Source organism: Mycolicibacterium thermoresistibile, assembly GCF_900187065.1.
GTDB lineage: Bacteria > Actinomycetota > Actinomycetes > Mycobacteriales > Mycobacteriaceae > Mycobacterium > Mycobacterium thermoresistibile.
Genome location: NZ_LT906483.1, coordinates 1,479,679 through 1,499,431, shown reverse-complemented (window position 1 = coordinate 1,499,431; position 19,753 = coordinate 1,479,679). Strand labels below are relative to the sequence as shown.

Below are 19,753 nucleotides of genomic sequence, written 5' to 3'. Positions count from 1 at the left end.
TCGTGACCGGCGTAGCGACCAAACTGATGGCCGCGGACGCCGCCACCGCCAGGGACGTCAGTCGGCGGGTGCTCGCCGATCTGGTGCGGGCCTTCGAACTCGACTTCAGTTTCCTGCGGCACAACGACCACGAGATCCGTGCATCGAAGCTGATCGCCGAATGGCCGGTGCGGGAGAACGTCCCGGATCCCGACCCCATCGGCGTGGTGCACTTCGAGGGCGCCGACCCGGTGTTCGCGCTTGCGGAACACGCCAAGGAGATCCACATCTTCCGTCCGGAACCGGCGACCGACGAGTTCCAGCGGCTGATCGAGGAGTCCAGCGGTGTCCCGGCCAGCACGGTGGCCGCGGTGCCGCTGGTCTCCGGCGAGATCACCACCGGGGTGCTCGGATTCGTCAAGTACGGCGACCGGCAGTGGCATCCGGACGAACTCAACGCGCTGAAGGCCATCGCCTCGCTGTTCGCGCAGGTGCAGGCCCGGGTAGAGGCCGAGGAACGGCTCCGCTACCTGGCCGAACACGATGACCTCACCGGCCTGCACAACCGGCGGGCACTGCTGGCACATCTGGACGCCCGGCTCGCCGCGGGCCAACCGGGACCGGTGTCGGCACTGTACTTCGACCTGGACCGGCTCAAGGCGGTCAACGACTATCTCGGTCACACCGTCGGCGACTGGTTCATCCGGGTGCTCGCCGAACGGTTGCGGGAGGGCGCCGGCCCGGACGACCTCATCGCCCGGCTCGGCGGCGACGAATTCGTCGTGGTGCCCTCCGGTCCGGTGGACGCCGACGCCGCCCTGGAGCTGGCGAACCGGCTCCGGTCCCGGCTGCAGCAGCAGGTGTGCGTCGACGGCGAGATGCTGACGCGGACCGCCAGTATCGGTGTCGCCCAAGGTACTCCCGGACGGGACACCACCTCGGACCTGCTGCGGCGCGCGGATCAGGCGGTGCTGACCGCCAAGAGCGCCGGGGGCAACCAGATCACGGTGTTCACCGACGACATGTCGCTGGAAGCCGAGTTCCGCAACGACATCGAACTCCACCTCCAGAGCGTCATCCAGGACGAGGCGCTGCTGCTGCATTTCCTGCCGGAGGTGGACATGCGCACCGGCGAGATCCTGGCAACCGAGGCGCTGGTGCGGTGGCATCACCCGACCCGCGGTCTGCTCGCGCCCGACACCTTCATCGGGGTCGCGGAGTCGGTCAACCTCGCCGGCGAACTGGGCCGGTGGGTGATGCGCACCGCCTGCGGCGAATTCGCGAAGTGGCGCGCCGAGGGCATCGGACTCGACGCGGTGCTGCGGATCAACGTCTCGCCGGTACAACTGGTCACCGACGGTTTCGTCGCCTCGGTGGCCGACATCATCGACGAGTTCGGTCTGGACGGGTCCTCGGTGTGCCTGGAGATCACCGAGAGTGTGGTGGTGCAGGACATCAAGACCACCCGCATCACGCTGGAGGGGCTCAACGAGGTCGGGGTGCAGGTCGCGATCGACGACTTCGGAACCGGTTACAGCGTGTTGTCCCACCTCAAGACGCTGCCCGTGGACACCCTGAAGATCGACAAGGGCTTCGTGCAGGATCTCGGCAACAGTCCCGGTGATCTGGCGATCGTGCGGGCGATCATCGCGCTGGCCGAGGCGTTCGGGCTGCAACTGGTCGCGGAGGGGGTGGAGACCGAGGCGGCCGCGCTGACCCTGCTGCGGCACGGGTGTCACCGGGCGCAGGGCTTCCTGCTGTCCCGGCCGATCCCGTCCAACGAGATGAGGGAACTACTCGCCCGCGGGCGGATACCGATGCGGTTTTCGGCGACGCCGTGACAGATCGGTGACGGTGGCCATGCGGCGGTCCTGCGCCCTGCGGTCCGCTGGTCCCGGGTTCCGCCGATCCGCGACGTGCCCACGTAGCGGTAGACCGCCGGCCCTCGTCAGCACCTCGAGCCGACCGAACCGGCTCGCCGTCTGGCTCACCAGCCCGATCCGTATCTCGTGCTGGTAGTGGGGCAGTCCGAGCTCGGCCGGGGTGTCGCCGACCGGCACGGTCGGGGTCAGGGTGACCCCGTGCCGGGCGCGCACCGCACGCGGTCCCCGGCCGGTGGTCAGCACCACCCCGACGACCTCACCCTCCTCGAACACGACGCGCTCCAACCGGTCGTCACGATGGACGTCGATCTCCCGGTCCTCGGCCTGTGCGGCCAACCATCCGGCCACCCCGGCGCCCGACGGCGGCGGGCCCGCCGGCCAACTGCCCACGACCTTGACCTCGATGATCTCGGCCTGCGGTGTGTGCAGGGTATCCATTCCCCGGTCCGACACCCGGGTGTGCAGCAACCCGTACGGAGAGGACAGGCACTGCCCGGCCCAGTCCCGCAACCTGCTGCCGATGAACGGTTCCACCTGCCCCCGCGGGTCGAACGGTGGCGGTGGCACCACTTCACGCACCGGAATCACCGCATCCCGGGCCAGGGTCACCGAGGTGAGATCGGCCGACAGTGCCCGCAGGTATCGGATCGTCTCCGCATCGGTCACGTCCGGCCCCAGCCAGATGTCGGTGAGCGTCTCCGGCAACGGGCCGTCGGCCGGGGGATGGGCGGGGCCGGCCACGTAGACCTCGCCGCCGAGCTCGACCGCGGCGATCGCCGCAGCCAGCGCGGCCACCCCGCCGCCCACACAGACGACGTCGACCTCGTCGTCCCAGATCAGCATCGTCCGGTCCGCTTCCCGGGCGGTGTCCCGTCGGTGGCCCGGCCGTGTCGTCCCACCGAACGGCCGCCGCGATTCGTCATGCGTTCACGCTACCCAGCCGTGGGCGGAATCCGGTCGCGCGTCGTGCTCGCCGGGCTGTCCGGGCGGGTGCATCGGATCCGATCGGGGGGTCAATGAGATGCGGCCCACACAGTTGACTAGGTTGACTATGTCTAAACGTCCAGCAGACAGGGGAGCCATGGACCTGCAATGGTCGCCAGCCGATCTGGCGTTCCGCGACGAAGTGCGTGCCTTTCTCGACGAGAAACTGACCCCCGGGTTGCGCCGCGCCGGCCGGCTCCAGACGAGCGTCTACTCCGACCACGAGGCCAGCATGGAGTGGCAGCGCATCCTGCACGAGCGCGGCTGGGCCGCACCGGCGTGGCCGGTCGAGTACGGCGGCTGCGACTGGACCCTGACCCAGCACTACATCTTCGAACGCGAAACCACCCTGGCGGGTGCACCGTCGTTGTCGCCGATGGGAATCAAGATGGTGGCGCACGCGATCATCGCGTACGGCACCCAGGAACAGAAGGACTACTTCCTGCCCCGGATCCTCACCGGCGAGGTGTTCTTCTGCCAGGGTTACTCCGAACCCGAGGCCGGTTCGGACCTGGCCGCCCTGTCGATGGCGGCCGTCGACGACGGCGACGACCTGATCTGCAGCGGCAGCAAGATCTGGACCACCCACGCCGTCGAGGCGAACTGGATGTTCGCCCTGGTCCGCACCAGCAGGTCCGACAAGAAGCAGAAGGGCATCACCTTCCTGCTCATCGACATGACCAGCCCGGGCATCGAGATCCGTCCGCTGGTGATGACCTCCGGCGAGGTCGTGCAGAACCAGGTGTTCTTCGACGAGGTGCGGGTGCCCAAGCGCAATGTGGTCGGCAAGATCGACGAGGGCTGGACGGTCGCGAAATACCTGCTGGAGTTCGAGCGCGGCGGTAGCGCCACCTCCCCCGGTCTGCAGGTGATGGCCGATCAGATCGCCACCGCGGCAGCCGAACAGCCCGGGCCGGGCGGCACCAGGCTGATCGACGATCCGGGATTCAGCCGCCGCCTCGCCGACGCCCGCATCCGCACCGAGGTCCTCGAGATCCTCGAGTATCAGGTGCTGGCCACCGTCGCCGCCGGAAAGAATCCCGGCTCGGCGTCCTCGATGCTCAAGGTGCTCAGCACCGAGTTGAGCCAGACGCTGACCGAACTGGCGATGGAAGCCGCCGGACCGCAGGGCCGCGCCTACCAACCGCACGCCACCTGCCCCGGCGGCCCGGTGTCGGACTTCGTCCCACCGGCAGACGGATACGTCACCGGTGAACCGTGGCAGGCGGTGGCTCCGCTGCGCTACTTCAACGACCGCGCGGGCTCGATCTACGCGGGCAGCAACGAAATTCAGCGAAACATTCTGGCGAAAGCGGCCCTCGGGCTCTAGACGGGACGATCCATGGACTTCAACCTGACCGACGAACAGGAACTGCTGCGCAACGGGCTCACCAAGTTCCTGTCCACGCGCTACGACCTGGAGAAGAGCCGCGCCGCCGCCAAGACCGGCCCCGGCTGGCAACCCGAGATCTGGCAGGCCTTCGCCGAGGAACTCGGTCTGCTCGGCGCCACCCTGCCCGAATCGGTGGGCGGTATCGGCGGCGGACCGGTGGAGACGATGGTGATCGCCGAGGCCCTGGGCCATGCGCTGGTGATCGAACCGTATGTGGACACGGTGGTGGTCGCCGGCGGGCTGCTGCAACGCGCGGGCGGCGACACCGCCCACCGACTGCTCGGGCGGATCGCCGAGGGCTCCGCGGTGGTCGCGTTGGCGGCCACCGAACCGCAGTCCGGCGACTGGTGGCGGGACGTGGCCACCACGGCGCGCCGCGACGGCGACCAGTGGGTGCTCGACGGCGCCAAGATCGTCGCCACCACCGCACCGTTGGCGTCCCATCTGCTGGTCACCGCCCGCACATCGGGGAATCAGCGTGACGCCGAAGGTATCTCGCTGTTCCTCGTGGACATGGGCGCCGGGCATCCCGGACTTGCACTGAACTCCTACCGCACCATCGACGACCGGCGCGCCGCCGACATCACCCTGGAGGGAGTGCGCCTGCCCGCCGACGCGTTGCTCGGTGCGGCCGGACAGGCATGGGCGTCGCTGGAGCAGGCCCGCGACGAGGGCGCCACCGCGATCTGCGCCGAGGCCGTCGGCGGTATGCGGAAGGTGTTGGACGACACCGTCGAATACAGCAAGCAGCGCCACCAGTTCGGCCAGCCGATCGGCAGCTTCCAGGTGCTCCAGCACCGCATGGTCGACATGCACATGGAACTCCAGCAGGCGATCGCCGCGGTGTACCTCGCGGTGCTCAACCTGACCGCCGATGCCGCCACCCGGGCGCGCGCGGTGTCGGCCGCCAAGGCGACGGTCGGCCGGGCGGCCCGGTTCATCGGCCAGAACGCTGTACAGTTGCACGGCGGCATGGGGATGACGGAGGAACTCGCGATCGGTCACTACTTCAAGCGGTTGACCGCGATGCAGTACGAGTTCGGGTCCACCGACCACCACCTCACCCGGTACGCACAGCTGACCCGGTCCTGACACGCCGAAGGGGACACCGAATGGGACTTCGTGGCGAGGCTGCGATCGTCGGCTTCACCGAACTTCCGGCCACGCGGCAGCCCACCGGCCCGTTGGAGTTCAACCTCGAGCAGTGGGCCCGGCTGGCGGCCGCCGCACTGGCCGACGCCGGCTTGACCGCCGCGGACGTGGACGGGATCGTCACCACCCACCTGCCCGAGTCGCAGCTCTTCGCGCCGTCGACGATCATCGAATATCTCGGGATCACAGCGAATTTCGCCGAGCTGGTCGATCTGGGCGGGGCGAGTTCGGCGGCGATGGTGTGGCGGGCGGCCGCGGCGATCGAGCTCGGGCTGTGCAGCGCAGTGCTGTGCGTGGTGCCGGCGATCCCGCTGACTCCCACCTGCGAGGAGAAACCGGTCGACTTCACCGAGATGCTGTACTTCGGGGCGTCGAGCAACCGGTACGGCTCGCCGCAGGCCGAATTCGAGATCCCGTACGGGAATCTCGGCCAGAACGGTCCGTACGGTCAGGTCGCCACGAGATACGCGGCCACGTACGGATACGACGAGCGGGCGATGGCCAAGATCAGCGTCGATCAACGCGTCAACGCCAACCACACCCCGGGGGCGATCTTCGAAGACAAGCCGTTGACCATCGAGGACGTGCTGGCCAGCCCGGTCATCGCGGCGCCGCTGCGGTTGCTGGAGATCGTGATGCCGGTGATGGGCGGCGCGGCGGTGGTGATCGCCGACGAGCGGCTGGCCCGGCGCGGCCGGAACCGCCCGGTGTGGGTGAAGGGCTTCGGCGAGCGGGTGCCGTACAAGACCCCGACCTACGCCGAGGATCTGCTGCAGACGCCGATGATCACGGCAGCCGCATCGGCGTTCGGGATGGCCGGTCTGACCCCGCAGGACATGGACATGGTGTCGATCTACGACTGCTACACGATCACCGTGCTGCTGAGCCTCGAGGACGCCGGGTTCTGCCCCAAGGGCAAGGGCATGCAGTTCGTCGCCGAACACGATCTGACCTTCCGCGGGGACTTCCCGATGAACACCGCCGGCGGACAACTCGGTTACGGGCAGGCCGGGCTGGCCGGCGGGATGCACCACGTGTGCGACGCCACCCGCCAGATCATGGGCCGCGCCGGCGTGACCCAGGTGCCCGACTGCAACCGGGCGTTCGTCTCCGGCAACGGCGGCATCCTCAGCGAACAGACCACCCTGGTGTTGGAGGGCGATTGACGATGTCCGCACTCAGCCGGCCGATGCCGATCCCCACACCCACCACCCAGCCGTTCTGGGACGCGCTGACGGAGCACAAGATCCGCATCCAGTACTCTCCCTCGACCGGCCGGTACGTGTTCTATCCCCGGGTGCTCGCCCCCGGCACCCTGGCCGACGACCTGCAGTGGCGGGAGATCTCCGGCGCGGGTTCGCTGTACACGTTCACCGTCGCGCACCGGCCCGTCTCCCCGCACTTCGCCGATGCGGTCCCACAGATCCTCGCGGTCGTGGAATGGGATGAGGGTCCGCGGTTCTCGACCGAGATCGTCAACGCCGCACCGGAGGAGTTGACCGTCGGCATGCGGGTGAAGCCGGTGTTCACCGACTATCCCGAACACGGCATCACGATGCTGCGCTACGAGCCGGCGGACTGAACCCCCGTATCACCGATCTCGAGCACCCGATCGCACCGGCCGCGGCCGGCCGCGATCAACTCGGCGTTCGGGTCGTCGACGGTGTCCACCCACCGTGCCGCCTCCGCCGCGCCGCGTCCGCCGCGGATGTGCCGTTCGATCAGCCGGCGCCGGCGCAGCGGTGCCGGACTGTCCAGGTACACCACCCAGTCGAGCAGATCCCGCACCGCCGCCCAGCCGGGTGACGGCAGGGCCAGGTAGTTGCCCTCGGTGACGATCACCCGGGCGTCGGCCGGCACCACGTGGCGGGCCGCGACCGGCTCGTCGAGGGTGCGGTCGAATCCGGGGACATACACGTCGCGGATCCGATGGCTGTGGCTGATCTGCTGCAGCACAGCGAGATACCCGTCCACATCGAACGTGTCCGGTGCGCCCTTACGGTGCCGGCGGCCGAGCCGGTCCAGCTGCGCGTTGGACAGGTGGAACCCGTCCATCGGCACGTAGCCGACCCCCTCCGGGGCGCCCGGGCCGAACTCCCGCACCAGGCGCTGCGCCAGCGTCGACTTTCCGGCGCCCGGCGGGCCGACCAGGCCGAGCACCACCCGGCCGGGGTGTGCGTTCAGCAGGCGGTGGACGTCGTCGGTCAGCTCGGCGACCGCATCGGCAGTGGTGCGCACACCTTCAGATCATGTCGAACTTGTCCGGGTGCGGTCCCATCCGGCCCGCCTCCCCCTTGTCGAGCGCCGAGATCGCCGCCATGTCGGCGTCGCTGAGCTCGAAGTCGAACAGCGCGATATTGGACCTGACCCGTTCCGGCGTCACCGATTTGGGCAGCACGATGTCGCCACGCTGGATGTGCCAGCGCAACGTCACCTGCGCCGGCGTCCTGCCGAGCCGGTCGGCGATGCCCGCGATCACCGGATCGTCGGCCACCCGTCCCTTGGCGATCGGCGCCCACGCCTCGACCGCGATGCCGTGCTCGGCGCAGTACCGGCGGACATCGTTGTTGCCGAAGTACGGGTGGATCTCGACCTGGTTGACCGCGGGCACGGTGCTGGTCTCGGCGGCCAGCAGGTCGAGGTGGGCGGGTTCGAAGTTCGACACCCCGATGCTGCGGGCCCGGCCGTCGGCGGCGAACTCCTCGAGGGTCTTCCAGGTGGACACGAAATCCCCGTCGTAGTGCATGGGCAGCGGCCAGTGGATCAGGAACAGGTCCACGTAGTCGGAGCCCAGTTCGGTCAGGGTCCGGTCGAACGCCCGCCGGGCGTCGTCCGGCCGGTGGTAGGGGTTGTTGAGCTTGCTGGTGATGAACACCTCGCCGCGGTCCAGTCCGGCGTCGCGGATGCCTTCGGCGACGCCGCGCTCATTGCCGTACATCTGCGCGGTGTCGATGTGCCGGTATCCGGCGTCCAGTGCGGTACGCACCGCGGCGGCGGTCTGGTCCGGAGGGATCTGGTAGACCCCGAAACCGACTTGCGGGATCTGGGCGCCGTTGTTGAGCGTGATGGCTGGAACGGTGGTCATGTTCACTCCTGGTCTGTTCTCGCGGCCGCGAACGTGCATTCCATGCGGAAAATCCGCGCCGGGAGCGCAGTGGTTACACGTTCGCCGCTACGCCCATACCCGTTTCTGGCTTGGATAGATCTGGTGCGGCGCTCACCGCACCGGGCGCAGCACCACGATGCCCGGCACGGTCTTGACGTAATCGAGCAGCGGGGTGTCGACCACCTTGTTGTCGGAGCTCAGCGATGAGGCGTTGCGGAACACCGGCCCGCCGGGGGTGGCGACGTAGATGCCGACGTGGGTGACGTCGAGGCCGCCGTCGGTGGCGTAGGCGCCGATGTAGTCGCCGGTGCGCAGCCGCTTCACCACGTCACCGTCCACCCGACCGCCGGGGATGTAGGTCACCACGCGGGTGGTGACGGGCAGGCCGGGCAGGTAGGTGCCGCCGGAGTCCTTGCGGTTGAGGTTCTTGGTCACCGTCACCGCATCACCGCTGACCTCGGCGGTGACGTCGGTGGCGACCGCCGGCCGCACCGCCGCCCAATCGGTGAAGAAGTGCTTGCGGTTCGCGAACGCGACCACCCCGTCGCGGTATCGGACGTCGACCAGGCTGTCGAGGAAGCTGTCCCGATCGTCGGCGCGTTTGAGCGCCTCGACGTAGTCGGCGTAGGTGAAGCAGTCCACCCGCTGCAGTTCGACGACCAGCCGCTCGGGTTCGGTCGCCGAGCCGATGAGCGTGTCCGCCCCGTACGGGGTGCCGAGGAACTGCCGGGACAACACCTCCGACCGGGCCGGCGCAGCGGTGGCGTTGCGCACCTCGAGCAGCTGACCGAGCCGCTGGGCGCTGGCGCCGGAGATCTGCGCCGCCGGCGCCGCGACCGCCGCCGGCGCGCCTGCGAGGGCGGCTACGAACGCCAGCACCAGCACCGGCCACAGGGACCGTCGCCGGGACAGTCTCGCGGCCGGGCCGAGTCCGACAGGCATGCCTTCTCCCCTTTTCGCCGGTGGGGTTTCGCTGACGGGGTTCGCTCGCGTTTTTCGCTACTGTACGTGGGGGTGAAGCCGTCCCGGCCGGGACCGATTCACCCGATCGTCCGGGGGTATGCCTTGACCAGCCAGCACATCGACCCGACCGCGCCACGCCCGACAATCACCGAATCGCAACGTCTTCCCAGCCGTCTCACGCTGCTCGTCGCCGCCCTGCTGATCGCCCTGGCCGGATGCGCGGCGCCGCCCCGGGACGCGGCGCCGCAGTCGAGCGGGGAACCCGAGCCGGCCGCCCAGCCGCCCGCGCCCGAGTCCGATCCGGCCCACCGGCCGCTGGCCGGCGATCCGGTCCGGCTCGCCGACGATCTGGTGGCCGATGAACGGGTGCTGCGCGACCCGTCGGCACCCGAGGCGGTGCTGGCAGCGGCGGCTCGACGCCAGCAGCCCGCCTACCGGCTGCTGGCCCGCCATCCGGAGTGGGATCCGATCGCCCGCTCCCGGATCCCGGAGCAGCTGCTGGGCGTCTACGACCGCAATATCGACGCCCGTCGCCAGCTGGAGGCGATGAGCGACGGGCGCGGGAAGCCCACCCTGCCGGCATGGCGCATCGTGGCGCCGCCGCCACCGGAGGAACTGCTCGGTTACTACCGCAAGGCGGAGGCCGAGCACGGTGTCGGTTGGAGTCATCTGGCGGCGATCAACCTCGTCGAGACGGCGTTCGGCCGGGTCGACGGGGTGAGCACCGCCGGCGCGCAGGGCCCCATGCAGTTCCTGCCGTCGACCTTCGCCCGGTACGGCGACGGCGGCGACATCCGGTCCTTCCACGACAGCATCATGGCGGCCGCGCGCTATCTGGCGGCCAGCGGTTTCGCCCGCGATCGCGACCGCGCGCTGTGGCACTACAACAACTCCCCCCAGTATGTGCGGGCCGTCAGCCAGTACGCCGAGGCGATGGCCGACGATCCCGCGGCGTTCGGCGCCTACTACCGCTGGGAGGTGTACTACAACTCGAGCGCCGGTGACGTGGTGCTGCCGGTCGGCTATCACGCCGAGGCGCCGATCCCGGTCGAGGAGTACCTGGCGAGCAACCCGGAGGCGCTGGCGATCAGGCGCTAGCTTCCGGCCTGCAACCCGCCGGAAAGACCCGCCGGAAGGACCCGCCGGAGAGACCCCCGGAAAGACGAGGACCCGCCCGGCGGGAAGCCGAGGCGGGTCGTCGAAGAGTGGAGCTAAGGGGACTCGAACCCCTGACCCCCACACTGCCAGTGTGGTGCGCTACCAGCTGCGCCATAGCCCCAAGTCGGTGCCCATCGAAGTTACACCACACCACCGTCGGGTTCAAAACCGGTGGTCAGGGCACCTCGCCGCCGGCCTCCGGACCGAGCGGCCGGGCCTCGGTGTGCTCGGTGGACCGGCGCGGCCGGGTCTCGGGCGCCAGCACCCAGCCCACCGCGGCCATCGCGAGGATCGCCCCACTGATGACAAACGCCCAACCGAACGATGCGTGTTCCGCGATCTGGCCGACGATCAGCGATCCGATGATCGAACCGAAGTCGGCCATCATCTGGAACGTCGCGACCGCGGTGCCGCCGCGGGACTTGTTGCCCACCACATCGGCGACCGCGGCCTGCTGCGGGGCGACGAAGATGCCGGTGGCCGCGCCCGCGATGTAGGCGGCGACGAGGAACAGCGGCAGCGAGTCGGTGAAGCCGACCAGGGCGGTCGCCACCGCGGACACGATCAGGCCGGCGATGACGAGCTTGCGCCGGCCCAGCCGGTCGGACAGATGACCGCTGGGGATCACCACCGAGATGTTGCCGACCGCGAACGCCGCGAGCGCCACCCCGGCGGCGCCGGCGCCGTGGCCCAGCGCCTCGACGACGAACAGCGGGACCAGCGCGATCCGCAGCCCGAACGACGCCCAGCCGGTCGCGAAGTTGGAGAACAGCGCCGCCCGGTACGCGCCGTGCCGCAGCACGGTGCGCACCGACACCCGGTTCTCGTCCTCGGGCGCGGGCGCGGCCAGGGTGGAGTTCCGCAGGCTGAAGAACACCACCCCCGCGGCGACGAGCAGGGCCGCGCCGTAGATCAGGAACGGCGCCGCCAGCCCGAATCCGGCCGTCAGGCTGCCCAGCACCGGCCCGCCGACCGAGCCGAACAGGAACCCGGAGGCGAACAGTCCGGCCACCCGGCCCCGCGCGTCCGGCGGGGCGATCCGGATCATCAGACCCAGCGAGGACACCGTGAACATGGCCGAGCCCAATCCGCCCAGCGACCGGAACAGCAGCAGCTGCCAGTAGGTCTGGGCGAACGCGCAGGCGCCGGTGGACAGCGCGACGATCAGCAGACCGCTGATGTAGACGCGCCGCTCCCCCAGCCGCTGGACGAACCATCCGGCGGGCGGCGCCCCGACCAGCCGCATGACCGCGAACGCGGTGATGACGAAGGTCGCGGCGCTGATGCTGACCCCGAAGTGGCGGGCGTACTGCGGCAGCACGGGGGCGACCACGCCGTAGCCCAGCGCCACCACGACGTTGGCCGACACCAGCAGCCATACCTCGCGGGGCAGCCCCATCTTGCCGGCAGCGGCGGCGGATCGCTCGCCGCGGGCGACCGGACTCACGCAATCACCGTGTTCACCACCGCGCGGGCGGCGTCCTGAACCTCCGCCAGATGGTCGGGACCGCGGAACGACTCCGCGTAGATCTTGTAGACGTCCTCGGTCCCCGACGGCCGCGCGGCGAACCAGGCGTTCTCCGTGGTGACCTTCAGTCCGCCGAGCGGAGCCCCGTTGCCGGGCGCGGTGGTCAGTTTGGCGGTGATCGGCTCGCCGGCCAGTTCGGTGGCGGTGACCTGATCCGCCGACAGCCTGGCCAGCCGGGCCTTCTGCTCGCGGTCGGCGGGTGCGTCGATGCGGGCGTAGGTCGGCGCACCGTAGCGCTCGGCCAGCTTCCGATACCGCTGCGACGGTGTCTCACCGGTCACCGCGAGCATCTCGGCGGCCAGCAGGGCCAGGATGATGCCGTCCTTGTCGGTGGTCCACACCGACCCGTCGCGCCGCAGGAAGGAGGCGCCGGCGCTCTCCTCGCCGCCGAATCCGATGTCCCCGTTGAGCAGGCCGTCGACGAACCACTTGAAGCCGACCGGCACCTCGACCAGGGTGCGGCCGAGCCCGGCGACCACCCGGTCGATGATCGACGAACTGACCACGGTCTTGCCCACCGCGGTGGCGGCCGGCCAGTCCGGCCGGTGCGTGTAGAGGTAGTCGATCGCCGCCGCCAGGTAGTGGTTCGGGTTGAGCAGCCCGCCGTCCGGGGTGACGATACCGTGCCGGTCCGCGTCGGCGTCGTTGCCGGTGGCGATCTGATACCTGTCCCGGTCGGCGGTCACCGACCGGATCAGCCCGGCCATGGCGTGCGGGGAGCTGCAGTCCATCCGGATCCTGCCGTCCCCGTCGAGGGTCATGAACCGCCAGGTGGCGTCGACCAGCGGATTGACCACGGTGAGGTCGAGGTTGTGCCGTTCGGCGATGGCGTCCCAGTAGTCGACGCTGGCCCCGCCCAGCGGGTCGGCGCCGATGCGGATCCTCTCCGCCGCGATCACGTGCAGGTCGACGACGGCCGGCAGGTCGTCGACGTAGGCGTTGAGGTAGTCGTGACGGTGGGCGCGTTGCAGCGCGCGGGCCAGCGGCACCCGCTTCACGTCGCGGAGTCCGTCGCGCAGGATCTGGTTCGCGCGGTCGGCGATGGCGCTGGTGGCGTCGGTGTCGGCGGGGCCGCCGTGCGGCGGGTTGTATTTGAACCCGCCGTCGCGGGGCGGATTGTGCGACGGGGTGACGACGATGCCGTCGGCCTTGCCGCCCGGCGCGCCGCCGCGGTTGTGGCTGAGGATCGCGTGGCTGATCGCCGGTGTGGGGGTGTACCGGTCGGCGGCGTCGATCATCACGTCCACGTCGTTGGCGGCCAGCACCTCCAGCGCCGACACCCAGGCCGGTTCGGACAGCGCGTGGGTGTCGCGTCCGATGAACAGCGGCCCGGTGATGCCCTGCCGGCGGCGGTATTCCACGATCGCCTGGGTGGTGGCCAGGATGTGCGCCTCGTTGAAGGCGTTGTCCAGGCTGGACCCGCGATGCCCGGACGTGCCGAACACCACCTGCTGGGCGACGTCGTCCGGATCGGGTTGCCGCGTGTAATAGGCGGTCACCACCGCCGCTACGTCGATGAGGTCTTCGGGTTGCGCCGGCTGACCGGCGCGGGGATTGGCCGCCATGATGTCCAATTGTCCCAATCCGGCCGCGACTGCGCTCGGCTGCGGTGACGGTCGCCATACTTTGGCGGATGGCTGTCACCGACGCGCGGGTGTTGGCGGCGGTGTTCGTCGGCGGGGCGGCGGGCACCGTCGCCAGGGTGCTGCTCGCCGAATCCGCGCCGGCGCACGGGTCCGGGTGGCCGTGGGCGACGTTCGTGGCCAATGTCCTGGGCGCCGCCGTGCTGGGTTTCGTCGCCGCCCGGTTTCCGCCCGCCCGGCCCGGATCGCGGTACCGCCGGGCGCTGCTGGGCACCGGATTGTGCGGCGGGCTGACCACCTTCTCGACCGTGCAGGTGGAGGTGCTCGCGATGGTCGACGCCGGCCGCCTGGGGTTGGCCGCCGGATACGTCGGCGCCGGGGTCGCGGCGGGTGTGACGGCGGTGTGCGCCGGGCGCGCTCTCGGCCGACGGGTGCGCCGGCGATGACGTCGCTCGGGGTGTGGGCGGGCGTGGCGGTGCTCGGCGGTTTGGGCGCGGTGCTGCGGTATCTGGTCGACCGGACGGTGTCGCGCCGGTCCCCGACGCGGCTCCCGGCAGGCATCTTCGTGGTGAACATCACCGGCGCGTTGGCGTTGGGGCTGCTGGCCGGCGCGGCGGTGAGCCCGCGGACGGCGCTGCTCGCCGGCGCCGCGCTGCTGGGGTCTTACACCACCTTCTCCACCTGGATGCTCGACACCGTCGAGTTGGCCGAGCGCCGGCCGCGGCGGCGCGCGGTCCTCGACACGGTGGTCAACATCGTGGCGGGTGTGGTGGCCGGGCTCGGTGCGGCCGCGGTCGGCTACCGGGTCGGGTCGATGCTGTGACCGACGCCGCACAGGAGGGGTAAGCCTAGCCTCACTTAACTTGGCGGTGTACCGTACCCGGCCATGGAGCCGACTACCGCCGAAGCCGTCAGCACCGCCCTCCTGGAGATCTTGCGCGACGACATGAACGTCGACGTCCGCCGGGTCACCCGCGACTCTCGGCTCATCGACGACGTCGGCCTGGACTCGGTGGCGTTCGCGGTCGGAATGGTCGCCATCGAGGACAAGCTGGGCGTGGTGCTCACCGAGGAGGATCTGCTCAGCTGCGACACCGTCGGCGAGCTGGAGGCCGCCATCCTGGCGAAGGTGCCGGCGGCTCAGAGCCGGCCGTGACGGTCCTGGCACAGGCGCTGGCCGACGCGCTCACCACGGCCGGCGCCGATCTGGTGGTGCTCGACCAGGAGACCCGGTCCTGGAGCCGCCATCCGTGGCCGGAGGTTTACGTCCGCGCCGAGAACGTCGCCGACCGGGTCCTGGCCGACGAGGCGACCGCGGTCGGGCTGGTGGGTGAACCGACCGTCGAGCTCATCTCGGCGATCATCGGCGCCCTGCTCGCCGGCGCGGCGGTGTCGGTTCTGCCCGGCCCGGTCCGGGGCGCCGACCCCCGGCAGTGGGCGCAGGGAACGCTGAAGCGGTTCACCGGCATCGGGGTGCGCACCGTGTTCAGCCACGGCGCCCAGCTCGAACTCCTCCGCGGCGTGGACGACGCGTCGGGCGCCCCGGCGATCCATGATGTTTCGACGGTCGCCCACGACCGGCGGTCCACCACGCTGCTGCCGCCGTCGGAACCGAACGGCATCGCGATCCTGCAGGGGACGGCCGGTTCGACCGGCACCCCACGCACGGCGGCGCTTCCGGCCGAGGCGGTGCTGGCGAACCTGCGCGGTCTGACCACCCGGACCTCGGTGACCACCGACGACGTCGGTTGTTCGTGGCTGCCGCTCTACCACGACATGGGTTTGAGCTTCCTGCTCAGCGGTGCGCTGGTGGGCGCCGAGCTGTGGCAGGCGCCGACGACGGCGTTCGCGGCCTCGCCGTTCAGCTGGCTGCACTGGCTCACCGCCAGCCGGGCCACGATGACCGCCGCGCCGAACATGGCCTACGGGCTGATCGGCAAATACTCCCGCCGCGTCACCGATGTCGACCTGGGCCGGCTGCGGTTCGCGCTGAACGGCGGTGAACCGGTCGACTGCGACGCCACCACCCGGTTCGCCACCGAGATGGCCCGATTCGGCTTCGACGCCGCCGCGCTGTGCCCGTCGTACGGGCTCGCGGAATCGACGTGCGCGGTGACCGTTCCGATCCCGGGTGCGGGCCTGCAGATCGACGAGGTCGAGGTCGTCACCGAGGCGGGCACCGCCACCCGCCGGCACGCCGTCCTCGGTGAGGCGATCCCCGGCATGCAGGTCCGGATCGCCCCCCGCCCCGATCAGCAGGTGGGCATCACCGGCCGGGAGGTCGGCGAGGTGCAGATCCGCGGCTCGTCGATGATGTCGGGTTATCTGGGAGAGCCACCCATCGACCGCGAGGCCTGGTTCCCCACCGGTGATCTCGGCTACTTCGTCGACGGCGGGCTGGTGGTGTGCGGCCGGGCCAAGGAGATGATCACCGTCGCCGGCCGCAACGTCTTCCCGACCGAGATCGAGCAGGTCGCCGGGCAGGTTCCCGGGGTCCGCGAAGGCGCGGTGGTGGCGGTCGGAACCAACGAGAACTCGGTGCGGCCCGGCCTGGTCATCGTCGCCGAATACCGCGGCCGCGACGAGGCCGGCGCCCGCAGCCAGGTCGTGCAACGGGTCGCGTCGGAATGCGGTGTGGTGCCCACCGATGTGCTGCTGCGGCCGCCGGGGTCGCTGCCCCGCACCTCCTCCGGCAAGCTGCGCCGCCTCGAGGTCAAACGCAACCTGGAAGGGGTGGGACGATGACGGCCGTCTCGGAAACCTCCGTCGACGACTACCGCGACCTGCTCGGGCGGGTGTTCGACGAGCGGGTGACGGCGTGGACCGCGGAAGCCGAGGAGACCGAACGCTTCCCGCGTGCGCTGATCGAATACCTCGGCCGCAGCGGGGTTTTCGCCGAGAAATGGCAGGACCACCAGCTCCCCGACGTCGCCAAGCTGATCGAACTGGCGCTGGCGCTGGGCCGGCTCGGCTCCGCCGGTATCGGTGTCGGTGTCAGCCTGCATGATTCGGCGATCGCGATTCTGCGGCGGTTCGGCAGGTCGGATCATCTGCGGGAGATCGCCGAGCAGGCGATCCGCGGCGAGGCGGTGCTGTGCATCGGCGCCTCCGAGGAGTCCGGCGGCTCGGACCTGCAGATCGTCGAAACCGAAGTGCGTTCGGAAGGCGACGGTTTCCGGGTCCGCGGGACCAAGAAGTTCGTCTCGTTGTCCCCGATCGCCGACCACATCGTGGTGGTGGCGCGCAGCGTCGACCACGATCCGTCCAGCCGGCACGGCAATGTCATGCTGATCGCGGTGCCCACCACGCAGGTCGAGGTGCAGACCCCGTACCGCAAGGTCGGCGCCGGCCCGCTGGACACCGCCGCCGTGCACATCGACACCTGGGTGCCCGGCGACGCGCTGATCGCCCGGCCGGGCACCGGCCTCGCCGCGATCTCGTGGGGCCTGGCGCACGAACGGTTGTCGATCGCCGGCCAGGTGGCCGCGGGTTGCCAGCGGGTCATCGGAATCACGTTGGCCCGCATGATGAAACGCCGCCAGTTCGGCAGCACACTGTATGAGCATCAGGCGTTGCGGATGCGGATGGCCGACCTGCAGGCACGGACCGACATGCTGAGGTTCGCCCTGACCGGCATCGCCACCCAGGGCCGGCTGGACTTGCGGACCGCGGCGGCCATCAAGGTGTCGGCGGCGCGCCTCGGTGAAGAGGTGCTCTCGGAGTGCATGCACATCTTCGGCGGCTCAGGGTATCTGGTCGATGAGACACCGCTGGGCCGGTGGTGGCGGGACATGAAGCTGGCCCGTGTCGGCGGCGGCACCGACGAGGTGCTGTGGGAGCTGGTGGCCGCCGCGATGAAACCGGATTACGACGGCTATCAGGAGATCTACGGCGCCGACGGCTGACCGGCAGCGGCATCCAGCGGCATCGGCCGAGACCGGCGGTCAGGTCGACTCGGGCCGGTGCAGCGCGTACAGCGCCATCCGGCGGTTCGGCATGTCGTGTTCGCCGAGGAATTCGCAGCCGGCGAATTCGCACAGCCGCCGCGCCGCACTGTTGCGGTGGTCCGGGTCGAACATGATGCGTCGGCACCGCGGATCCAGGTCGAACACGCTCGCCACCACCCGCGGCAGCAGGATCGGCGCGATCCCCCGGTTGACCATGCGCACATCGGCGATGGCGGCGTGCAACCCGATGTCGTAGGGGTCCGCGTCGTACCGGGTGGCGATGGAATCCTTTGCCGCCCGGTATAACTCGACGTAGCCGACCTCACGGCCCCGGAAACTGCCGATGAACGGACGCGAGTACTCACCGTCGAGTTGCGCCTGCAGGTAGCGCCGCCACCGGTCCGGCGGCCAGGCATACTCCCACGCCTCGACCAGGTGCGGCATGTTCATCCAGGCCGACACCAACTCCGCATCCCGGTCCGGGTCGACGAGCCGGAACGCGTACGGTTCGGCCAGCACCGGGGTCGGCGGGGCCGGAACCGCACGGACGGCGTCGGACACGGTGGTGAGCTCCCGCTTGAGGATCTTCTCGGGCGCCTCGCTGGTCTCGGTCATCGCCGCATGAGCCTACCGCAGCAAGTGAGGGTAGCTTTACCTTCCTCGGGTCTCCTCCGCCCCGCCGGGTTCACCGTTCGGCCAGCAGGTGGGCCAGCACGGCGGCGTGGCTGCCGGAGACGTCACGGGTGGCGGTGACCAGGGTGATCGGCCCGGCGGCGGCGAGCTCGCGCAGCTCGGCCAGCGCGGCGGCGGCCTTTGGGGCGTCGAGTTCCTCGAGGAAGCGGGCGCGGAACTCGTCGAACCGCTGCGGGATGTGTCCGTACCAGCGCCGCAGTTCGGTCGACGGGGCGACATCGCGCAGCCAGCGCCCCACCCGCGGATCGTCCTTGCGGAATCCGCGCGGCCACACCCGGTCCACCAGCACCCGCTGCCCCTCGTCCGGGCCCGGCTCCTCGTAGACCCGCACCACCTGCACGCGGTGGCCTCCACTCACGACAGAATGGTACGACGATGAGCGAACACGGCCCCGCCGAATCGACGGCCCGCGACCGGGTCGCCGAACTGCGGCGCTGGGAGGACTCCGGTGCGCACTGGCGGGTGCTGCACCGCACCGGTCGCTCGGTCACCGTCGGGCTGTTCAGCTGTGACGGCGGCACGGAGGTGGACCGGTTCACCTCGGACGATGCGGCGCTGCTGAGCTATATCGGTGGCCGTCACAGCAGTGCGGACTGACACCGGCTGACCGGCACTAATCGAACAGGTCGTCCAGCACGCGCTGTTCACGTTCCTTCCAGCGCTCGATGTCGCGGCGGGCCTGCTCGATGTCCTCCGGGGTGAGGTGACAGGCGCGTTCGGGCGTGATCCGGCAGACGTCCATCGGGCCGCCCACGCTGGGCGCCGACACCGCCAGTGAGTCGAGCACCCGCAGCACCGCGAGCACACCGTGATCGGTGCCGCGCTCGGACATCCGGAAGTTGGCCAGCATCGTGTGGGCCAGCTGCGCCATCGGGGCACCACTGCCGATGGCCTGGAATCCGGTGTCCTCATGGCGGCCCACCGCCCCGTGCGGATCGATGTCGGCGATGAAGGGACGGTCACCGCTGTAGCCGGCGGCCAGCACATAGGTGGCTGGGGTGGCGCCGCCGGTGTCCTTGGCCGGAACCGTCTCGATGAAGTGGTCGTAATGGTGCTTGAGCAGCGGCACCACCCGGGCCTGCAGCGCCCGCCCGACATCGTCGGCGTCGACGATCGCCGCGGCGTCCGCGGCGAAGGTCTGCTCGATGTCGTACAGGGCGGCGCGGGATCCGCTGCCGCCCCAGGCCGCCCGCTCACCCAGTGGATGCAGCTTCTGATCCTGGTAGGTCAGCCCCAGGCCGGGATCGGTGATCTGGGAATCCGAACCCATCACGATTCCATCCGCGCACCGGAGCGCGATGACGACCGTCATTGCGTGATCCTGTCACGTTCCCGTCCCGGACCGGCGGAATCAGGGCAATATTCGGTCGATAACGGGTCACCC

Annotated in this window: 21 protein-coding genes and 1 tRNA gene; 12 read left to right on the top strand and 10 right to left on the bottom strand. The window is 70.1% G+C overall.

All coding sequences use genetic code 11. The features are described from left to right. The first annotated feature begins 26 nt into the window (after positions 1 to 26). Positions 27 to 1,820 (top strand): putative bifunctional diguanylate cyclase/phosphodiesterase, encoded by a 1,794-nt coding sequence (locus tag CKW28_RS06985; protein WP_276007336.1) that lies wholly within the window; start codon positions 27 to 29, stop codon positions 1,818 to 1,820. Here the strand turns inward: CKW28_RS06985 and CKW28_RS06980 are convergent. Further along, positions 1,773 to 2,705, bottom strand: coding sequence for a hypothetical protein (locus tag CKW28_RS06980; RefSeq protein WP_003927288.1), 933 nt, complete (start codon positions 2,703 to 2,705; stop codon positions 1,773 to 1,775). The genes CKW28_RS06985 and CKW28_RS06980 overlap by 48 nt on opposite strands. A 238-nt stretch (positions 2,706 to 2,943) precedes the next feature. Here CKW28_RS06980 and CKW28_RS06975 point away from each other — a divergent pair, with 238 nt between their 5' ends. Genes CKW28_RS06975 through CKW28_RS06960 form a run of 4 tightly spaced genes read left to right on the top strand, consistent with a single transcriptional unit; the run spans position 2,944 to position 6,973 of the window. Then, on the top strand, positions 2,944 to 4,176 hold the full coding sequence (locus tag CKW28_RS06975; protein ID WP_003927289.1) for an acyl-CoA dehydrogenase family protein: 1,233 nt from the start codon (positions 2,944 to 2,946) through the stop codon (positions 4,174 to 4,176). A gap of 12 nt (positions 4,177 to 4,188) precedes the next feature. Continuing rightward, a complete protein-coding gene (locus tag CKW28_RS06970; RefSeq protein WP_003927290.1) occupies positions 4,189 to 5,331 on the top strand; it encodes an acyl-CoA dehydrogenase family protein in 1,143 nt (380 codons plus the stop codon). Positions 5,332 to 5,351: 20 nt separating this feature from the next. Continuing rightward, on the top strand, positions 5,352 to 6,557 hold the full coding sequence (locus CKW28_RS06965; RefSeq protein WP_003927291.1) for a thiolase family protein: 1,206 nt from the start codon (positions 5,352 to 5,354) through the stop codon (positions 6,555 to 6,557). 2 nt (positions 6,558 to 6,559) lie between these two features. After that, entirely contained in the window at positions 6,560 to 6,973 is a 414-nt protein-coding gene (locus CKW28_RS06960; protein WP_003927292.1) for a Zn-ribbon domain-containing OB-fold protein, read from the top strand. Here the strand turns inward: CKW28_RS06960 and CKW28_RS06955 are convergent. From CKW28_RS06955 to CKW28_RS06945, 3 genes are all read right to left on the bottom strand, one after another. After that, a complete protein-coding gene (locus tag CKW28_RS06955; RefSeq protein ID WP_003927293.1) occupies positions 6,955 to 7,629 on the bottom strand; it encodes a nucleoside/nucleotide kinase family protein in 675 nt (224 codons plus the stop codon). The two genes, CKW28_RS06960 and CKW28_RS06955, sit on opposite strands and share 19 nt — an antisense overlap. 4 nt (positions 7,630 to 7,633) lie before the next feature. After that, the gene (locus tag CKW28_RS06950) at positions 7,634 to 8,476 is read right to left on the bottom strand and encodes an aldo/keto reductase (protein ID WP_003927294.1); all 843 of its coding nucleotides are present in this window, start codon (positions 8,474 to 8,476) and stop codon (positions 7,634 to 7,636) included. Positions 8,477 to 8,608: 132 nt separating this feature from the next. After that, entirely contained in the window at positions 8,609 to 9,439 is an 831-nt protein-coding gene (locus CKW28_RS06945; protein WP_003927295.1) for a DUF1460 domain-containing protein, read from the bottom strand. A 165-nt stretch (positions 9,440 to 9,604) separates the two neighbouring features. On the opposite strand from CKW28_RS06945, the gene CKW28_RS06940 reads away from it, so the two are divergent. Next, entirely contained in the window at positions 9,605 to 10,558 is a 954-nt protein-coding gene (locus CKW28_RS06940) for a lytic transglycosylase domain-containing protein (RefSeq protein WP_040548030.1), read from the top strand. Positions 10,559 to 10,666: 108 nt separating this feature from the next. Here CKW28_RS06940 and CKW28_RS06935 read toward each other — a convergent pair. The 3 genes from CKW28_RS06935 to pgm all read right to left on the bottom strand — a co-directional run bounded on the left by CKW28_RS06935 (position 10,667) and on the right by pgm (position 13,711). Continuing rightward, a tRNA-Ala gene (locus CKW28_RS06935) sits at positions 10,667 to 10,739 on the bottom strand. 54 nt (positions 10,740 to 10,793) lie between these two features. Next, positions 10,794 to 12,017 (bottom strand): MFS transporter, encoded by a 1,224-nt coding sequence (locus CKW28_RS06930; protein WP_050812070.1) that lies wholly within the window; start codon positions 12,015 to 12,017, stop codon positions 10,794 to 10,796. Positions 12,018 to 12,061: 44 nt separating this feature from the next. Further along, positions 12,062 to 13,711: a phosphoglucomutase (alpha-D-glucose-1,6-bisphosphate-dependent) gene (gene pgm / locus CKW28_RS06925; protein ID WP_003927298.1), complete on the bottom strand. Its 1,650-nt coding sequence runs from the start codon at positions 13,709 to 13,711 to the stop codon at positions 12,062 to 12,064. Positions 13,712 to 13,779: 68 nt separating this feature from the next. Here pgm and crcB (CKW28_RS06920) point away from each other — a divergent pair, with 68 nt between their 5' ends. From crcB (CKW28_RS06920) to mbtN, 5 genes are all read left to right on the top strand, one after another. Beyond that, positions 13,780 to 14,175: a fluoride efflux transporter CrcB gene (gene crcB, locus CKW28_RS06920; RefSeq protein ID WP_003927299.1), complete on the top strand. Its 396-nt coding sequence runs from the start codon at positions 13,780 to 13,782 to the stop codon at positions 14,173 to 14,175. Then, positions 14,172 to 14,552 carry a fluoride efflux transporter CrcB gene (gene crcB, locus CKW28_RS06915; RefSeq protein ID WP_003927300.1) on the top strand — a complete coding sequence of 127 codons (381 nt, stop codon included), beginning with the start codon at positions 14,172 to 14,174 and terminating at the stop codon, positions 14,550 to 14,552. Before crcB (CKW28_RS06920) ends, crcB (CKW28_RS06915) begins: the two co-directional genes overlap by 4 nt. Before the next feature lie 63 nt (positions 14,553 to 14,615). Continuing rightward, the gene (gene mbtL, locus CKW28_RS06910; RefSeq protein ID WP_003927301.1) at positions 14,616 to 14,885 is read left to right on the top strand and encodes a mycobactin biosynthesis acyl carrier protein MbtL; all 270 of its coding nucleotides are present in this window, start codon (positions 14,616 to 14,618) and stop codon (positions 14,883 to 14,885) included. Further along, the gene (mbtM, locus tag CKW28_RS06905; protein WP_003927302.1) at positions 14,882 to 16,474 is read left to right on the top strand and encodes a long-chain-fatty acid--ACP ligase MbtM; all 1,593 of its coding nucleotides are present in this window, start codon (positions 14,882 to 14,884) and stop codon (positions 16,472 to 16,474) included. The genes mbtL and mbtM overlap by 4 nt, the downstream gene beginning before the upstream one ends. Continuing rightward, a complete protein-coding gene (mbtN, locus tag CKW28_RS06900; RefSeq protein WP_003927303.1) occupies positions 16,471 to 17,634 on the top strand; it encodes a mycobactin biosynthesis acyl-ACP dehydrogenase MbtN in 1,164 nt (387 codons plus the stop codon). Before mbtM ends, mbtN begins: the two co-directional genes overlap by 4 nt. Positions 17,635 to 17,673: 39 nt before the next feature. Here mbtN and CKW28_RS06895 read toward each other — a convergent pair whose 3' ends face one another. Beyond that, the gene (locus tag CKW28_RS06895; protein ID WP_003927304.1) at positions 17,674 to 18,291 is read right to left on the bottom strand and encodes a GNAT family N-acetyltransferase; all 618 of its coding nucleotides are present in this window, start codon (positions 18,289 to 18,291) and stop codon (positions 17,674 to 17,676) included. Positions 18,292 to 18,361: 70 nt separating this feature from the next. Next, complete coding sequence (locus CKW28_RS06890) at positions 18,362 to 18,727, bottom strand: DUF488 domain-containing protein (protein ID WP_040548005.1); 366 nt, start codon at positions 18,725 to 18,727, stop codon at positions 18,362 to 18,364. Between the two features lie 17 nt (positions 18,728 to 18,744). Here CKW28_RS06890 and CKW28_RS06885 point away from each other — a divergent pair, with 17 nt between their 5' ends. After that, positions 18,745 to 18,966, top strand: a complete 222-nt coding sequence (locus CKW28_RS06885; protein ID WP_003927306.1) for a hypothetical protein — start codon at positions 18,745 to 18,747, stop codon at positions 18,964 to 18,966. Between the two features lie 16 nt (positions 18,967 to 18,982). Here CKW28_RS06885 and CKW28_RS06880 read toward each other — a convergent pair whose 3' ends face one another. Continuing rightward, the gene (locus CKW28_RS06880) at positions 18,983 to 19,681 is read right to left on the bottom strand and encodes an Ntn hydrolase family protein (RefSeq protein ID WP_003927307.1); all 699 of its coding nucleotides are present in this window, start codon (positions 19,679 to 19,681) and stop codon (positions 18,983 to 18,985) included. Between the last annotated feature and the right edge of the window lie 72 nt (positions 19,682 to 19,753).

Bases quoted from the DNA above. Each gene is read 5' to 3' on its own strand.
- mbtL (WP_003927301.1), top strand. From the start codon at position 14,616: ATGGAGCCGACTACCGCCGAAGCCGTCAGCACCGCCCTCCTGGAGATC.
- CKW28_RS06970 (WP_003927290.1), top strand. From the start codon at position 4,189: ATGGACTTCAACCTGACCGACGAACAGGAACTGCTGCGCAACGGGCTC.
- CKW28_RS06880 (WP_003927307.1), bottom strand. From the start codon at position 19,681: ATGACGGTCGTCATCGCGCTCCGGTGCGCGGATGGAATCGTGATGGGT.
- crcB (WP_003927300.1), top strand. From the start codon at position 14,172: ATGACGTCGCTCGGGGTGTGGGCGGGCGTGGCGGTGCTCGGCGGTTTG.
- CKW28_RS06885 (WP_003927306.1), top strand. From the start codon at position 18,745: ATGAGCGAACACGGCCCCGCCGAATCGACGGCCCGCGACCGGGTCGCC.
- CKW28_RS06965 (WP_003927291.1), top strand. From the start codon at position 5,352: ATGGGACTTCGTGGCGAGGCTGCGATCGTCGGCTTCACCGAACTTCCG.
- CKW28_RS06960 (WP_003927292.1), top strand. From the start codon at position 6,560: ATGTCCGCACTCAGCCGGCCGATGCCGATCCCCACACCCACCACCCAG.
- CKW28_RS06975 (WP_003927289.1), top strand. From the start codon at position 2,944: ATGGACCTGCAATGGTCGCCAGCCGATCTGGCGTTCCGCGACGAAGTG.
- pgm (WP_003927298.1), bottom strand. From the start codon at position 13,711: ATGGCGGCCAATCCCCGCGCCGGTCAGCCGGCGCAACCCGAAGACCTC.
- CKW28_RS06895 (WP_003927304.1), bottom strand. From the start codon at position 18,291: ATGACCGAGACCAGCGAGGCGCCCGAGAAGATCCTCAAGCGGGAGCTC.
- CKW28_RS06945 (WP_003927295.1), bottom strand. From the start codon at position 9,439: ATGCCTGTCGGACTCGGCCCGGCCGCGAGACTGTCCCGGCGACGGTCC.
- CKW28_RS06930 (WP_050812070.1), bottom strand. From the start codon at position 12,017: ATGGGGCTGCCCCGCGAGGTATGGCTGCTGGTGTCGGCCAACGTCGTG.
- CKW28_RS06980 (WP_003927288.1), bottom strand. From the start codon at position 2,705: ATGCTGATCTGGGACGACGAGGTCGACGTCGTCTGTGTGGGCGGCGGG.
- mbtN (WP_003927303.1), top strand. From the start codon at position 16,471: ATGACGGCCGTCTCGGAAACCTCCGTCGACGACTACCGCGACCTGCTC.
- CKW28_RS06950 (WP_003927294.1), bottom strand. From the start codon at position 8,476: ATGACCACCGTTCCAGCCATCACGCTCAACAACGGCGCCCAGATCCCG.
- crcB (WP_003927299.1), top strand. From the start codon at position 13,780: ATGGCTGTCACCGACGCGCGGGTGTTGGCGGCGGTGTTCGTCGGCGGG.
- CKW28_RS06985 (WP_276007336.1), top strand. From the start codon at position 27: ATGGCCGCGGACGCCGCCACCGCCAGGGACGTCAGTCGGCGGGTGCTC.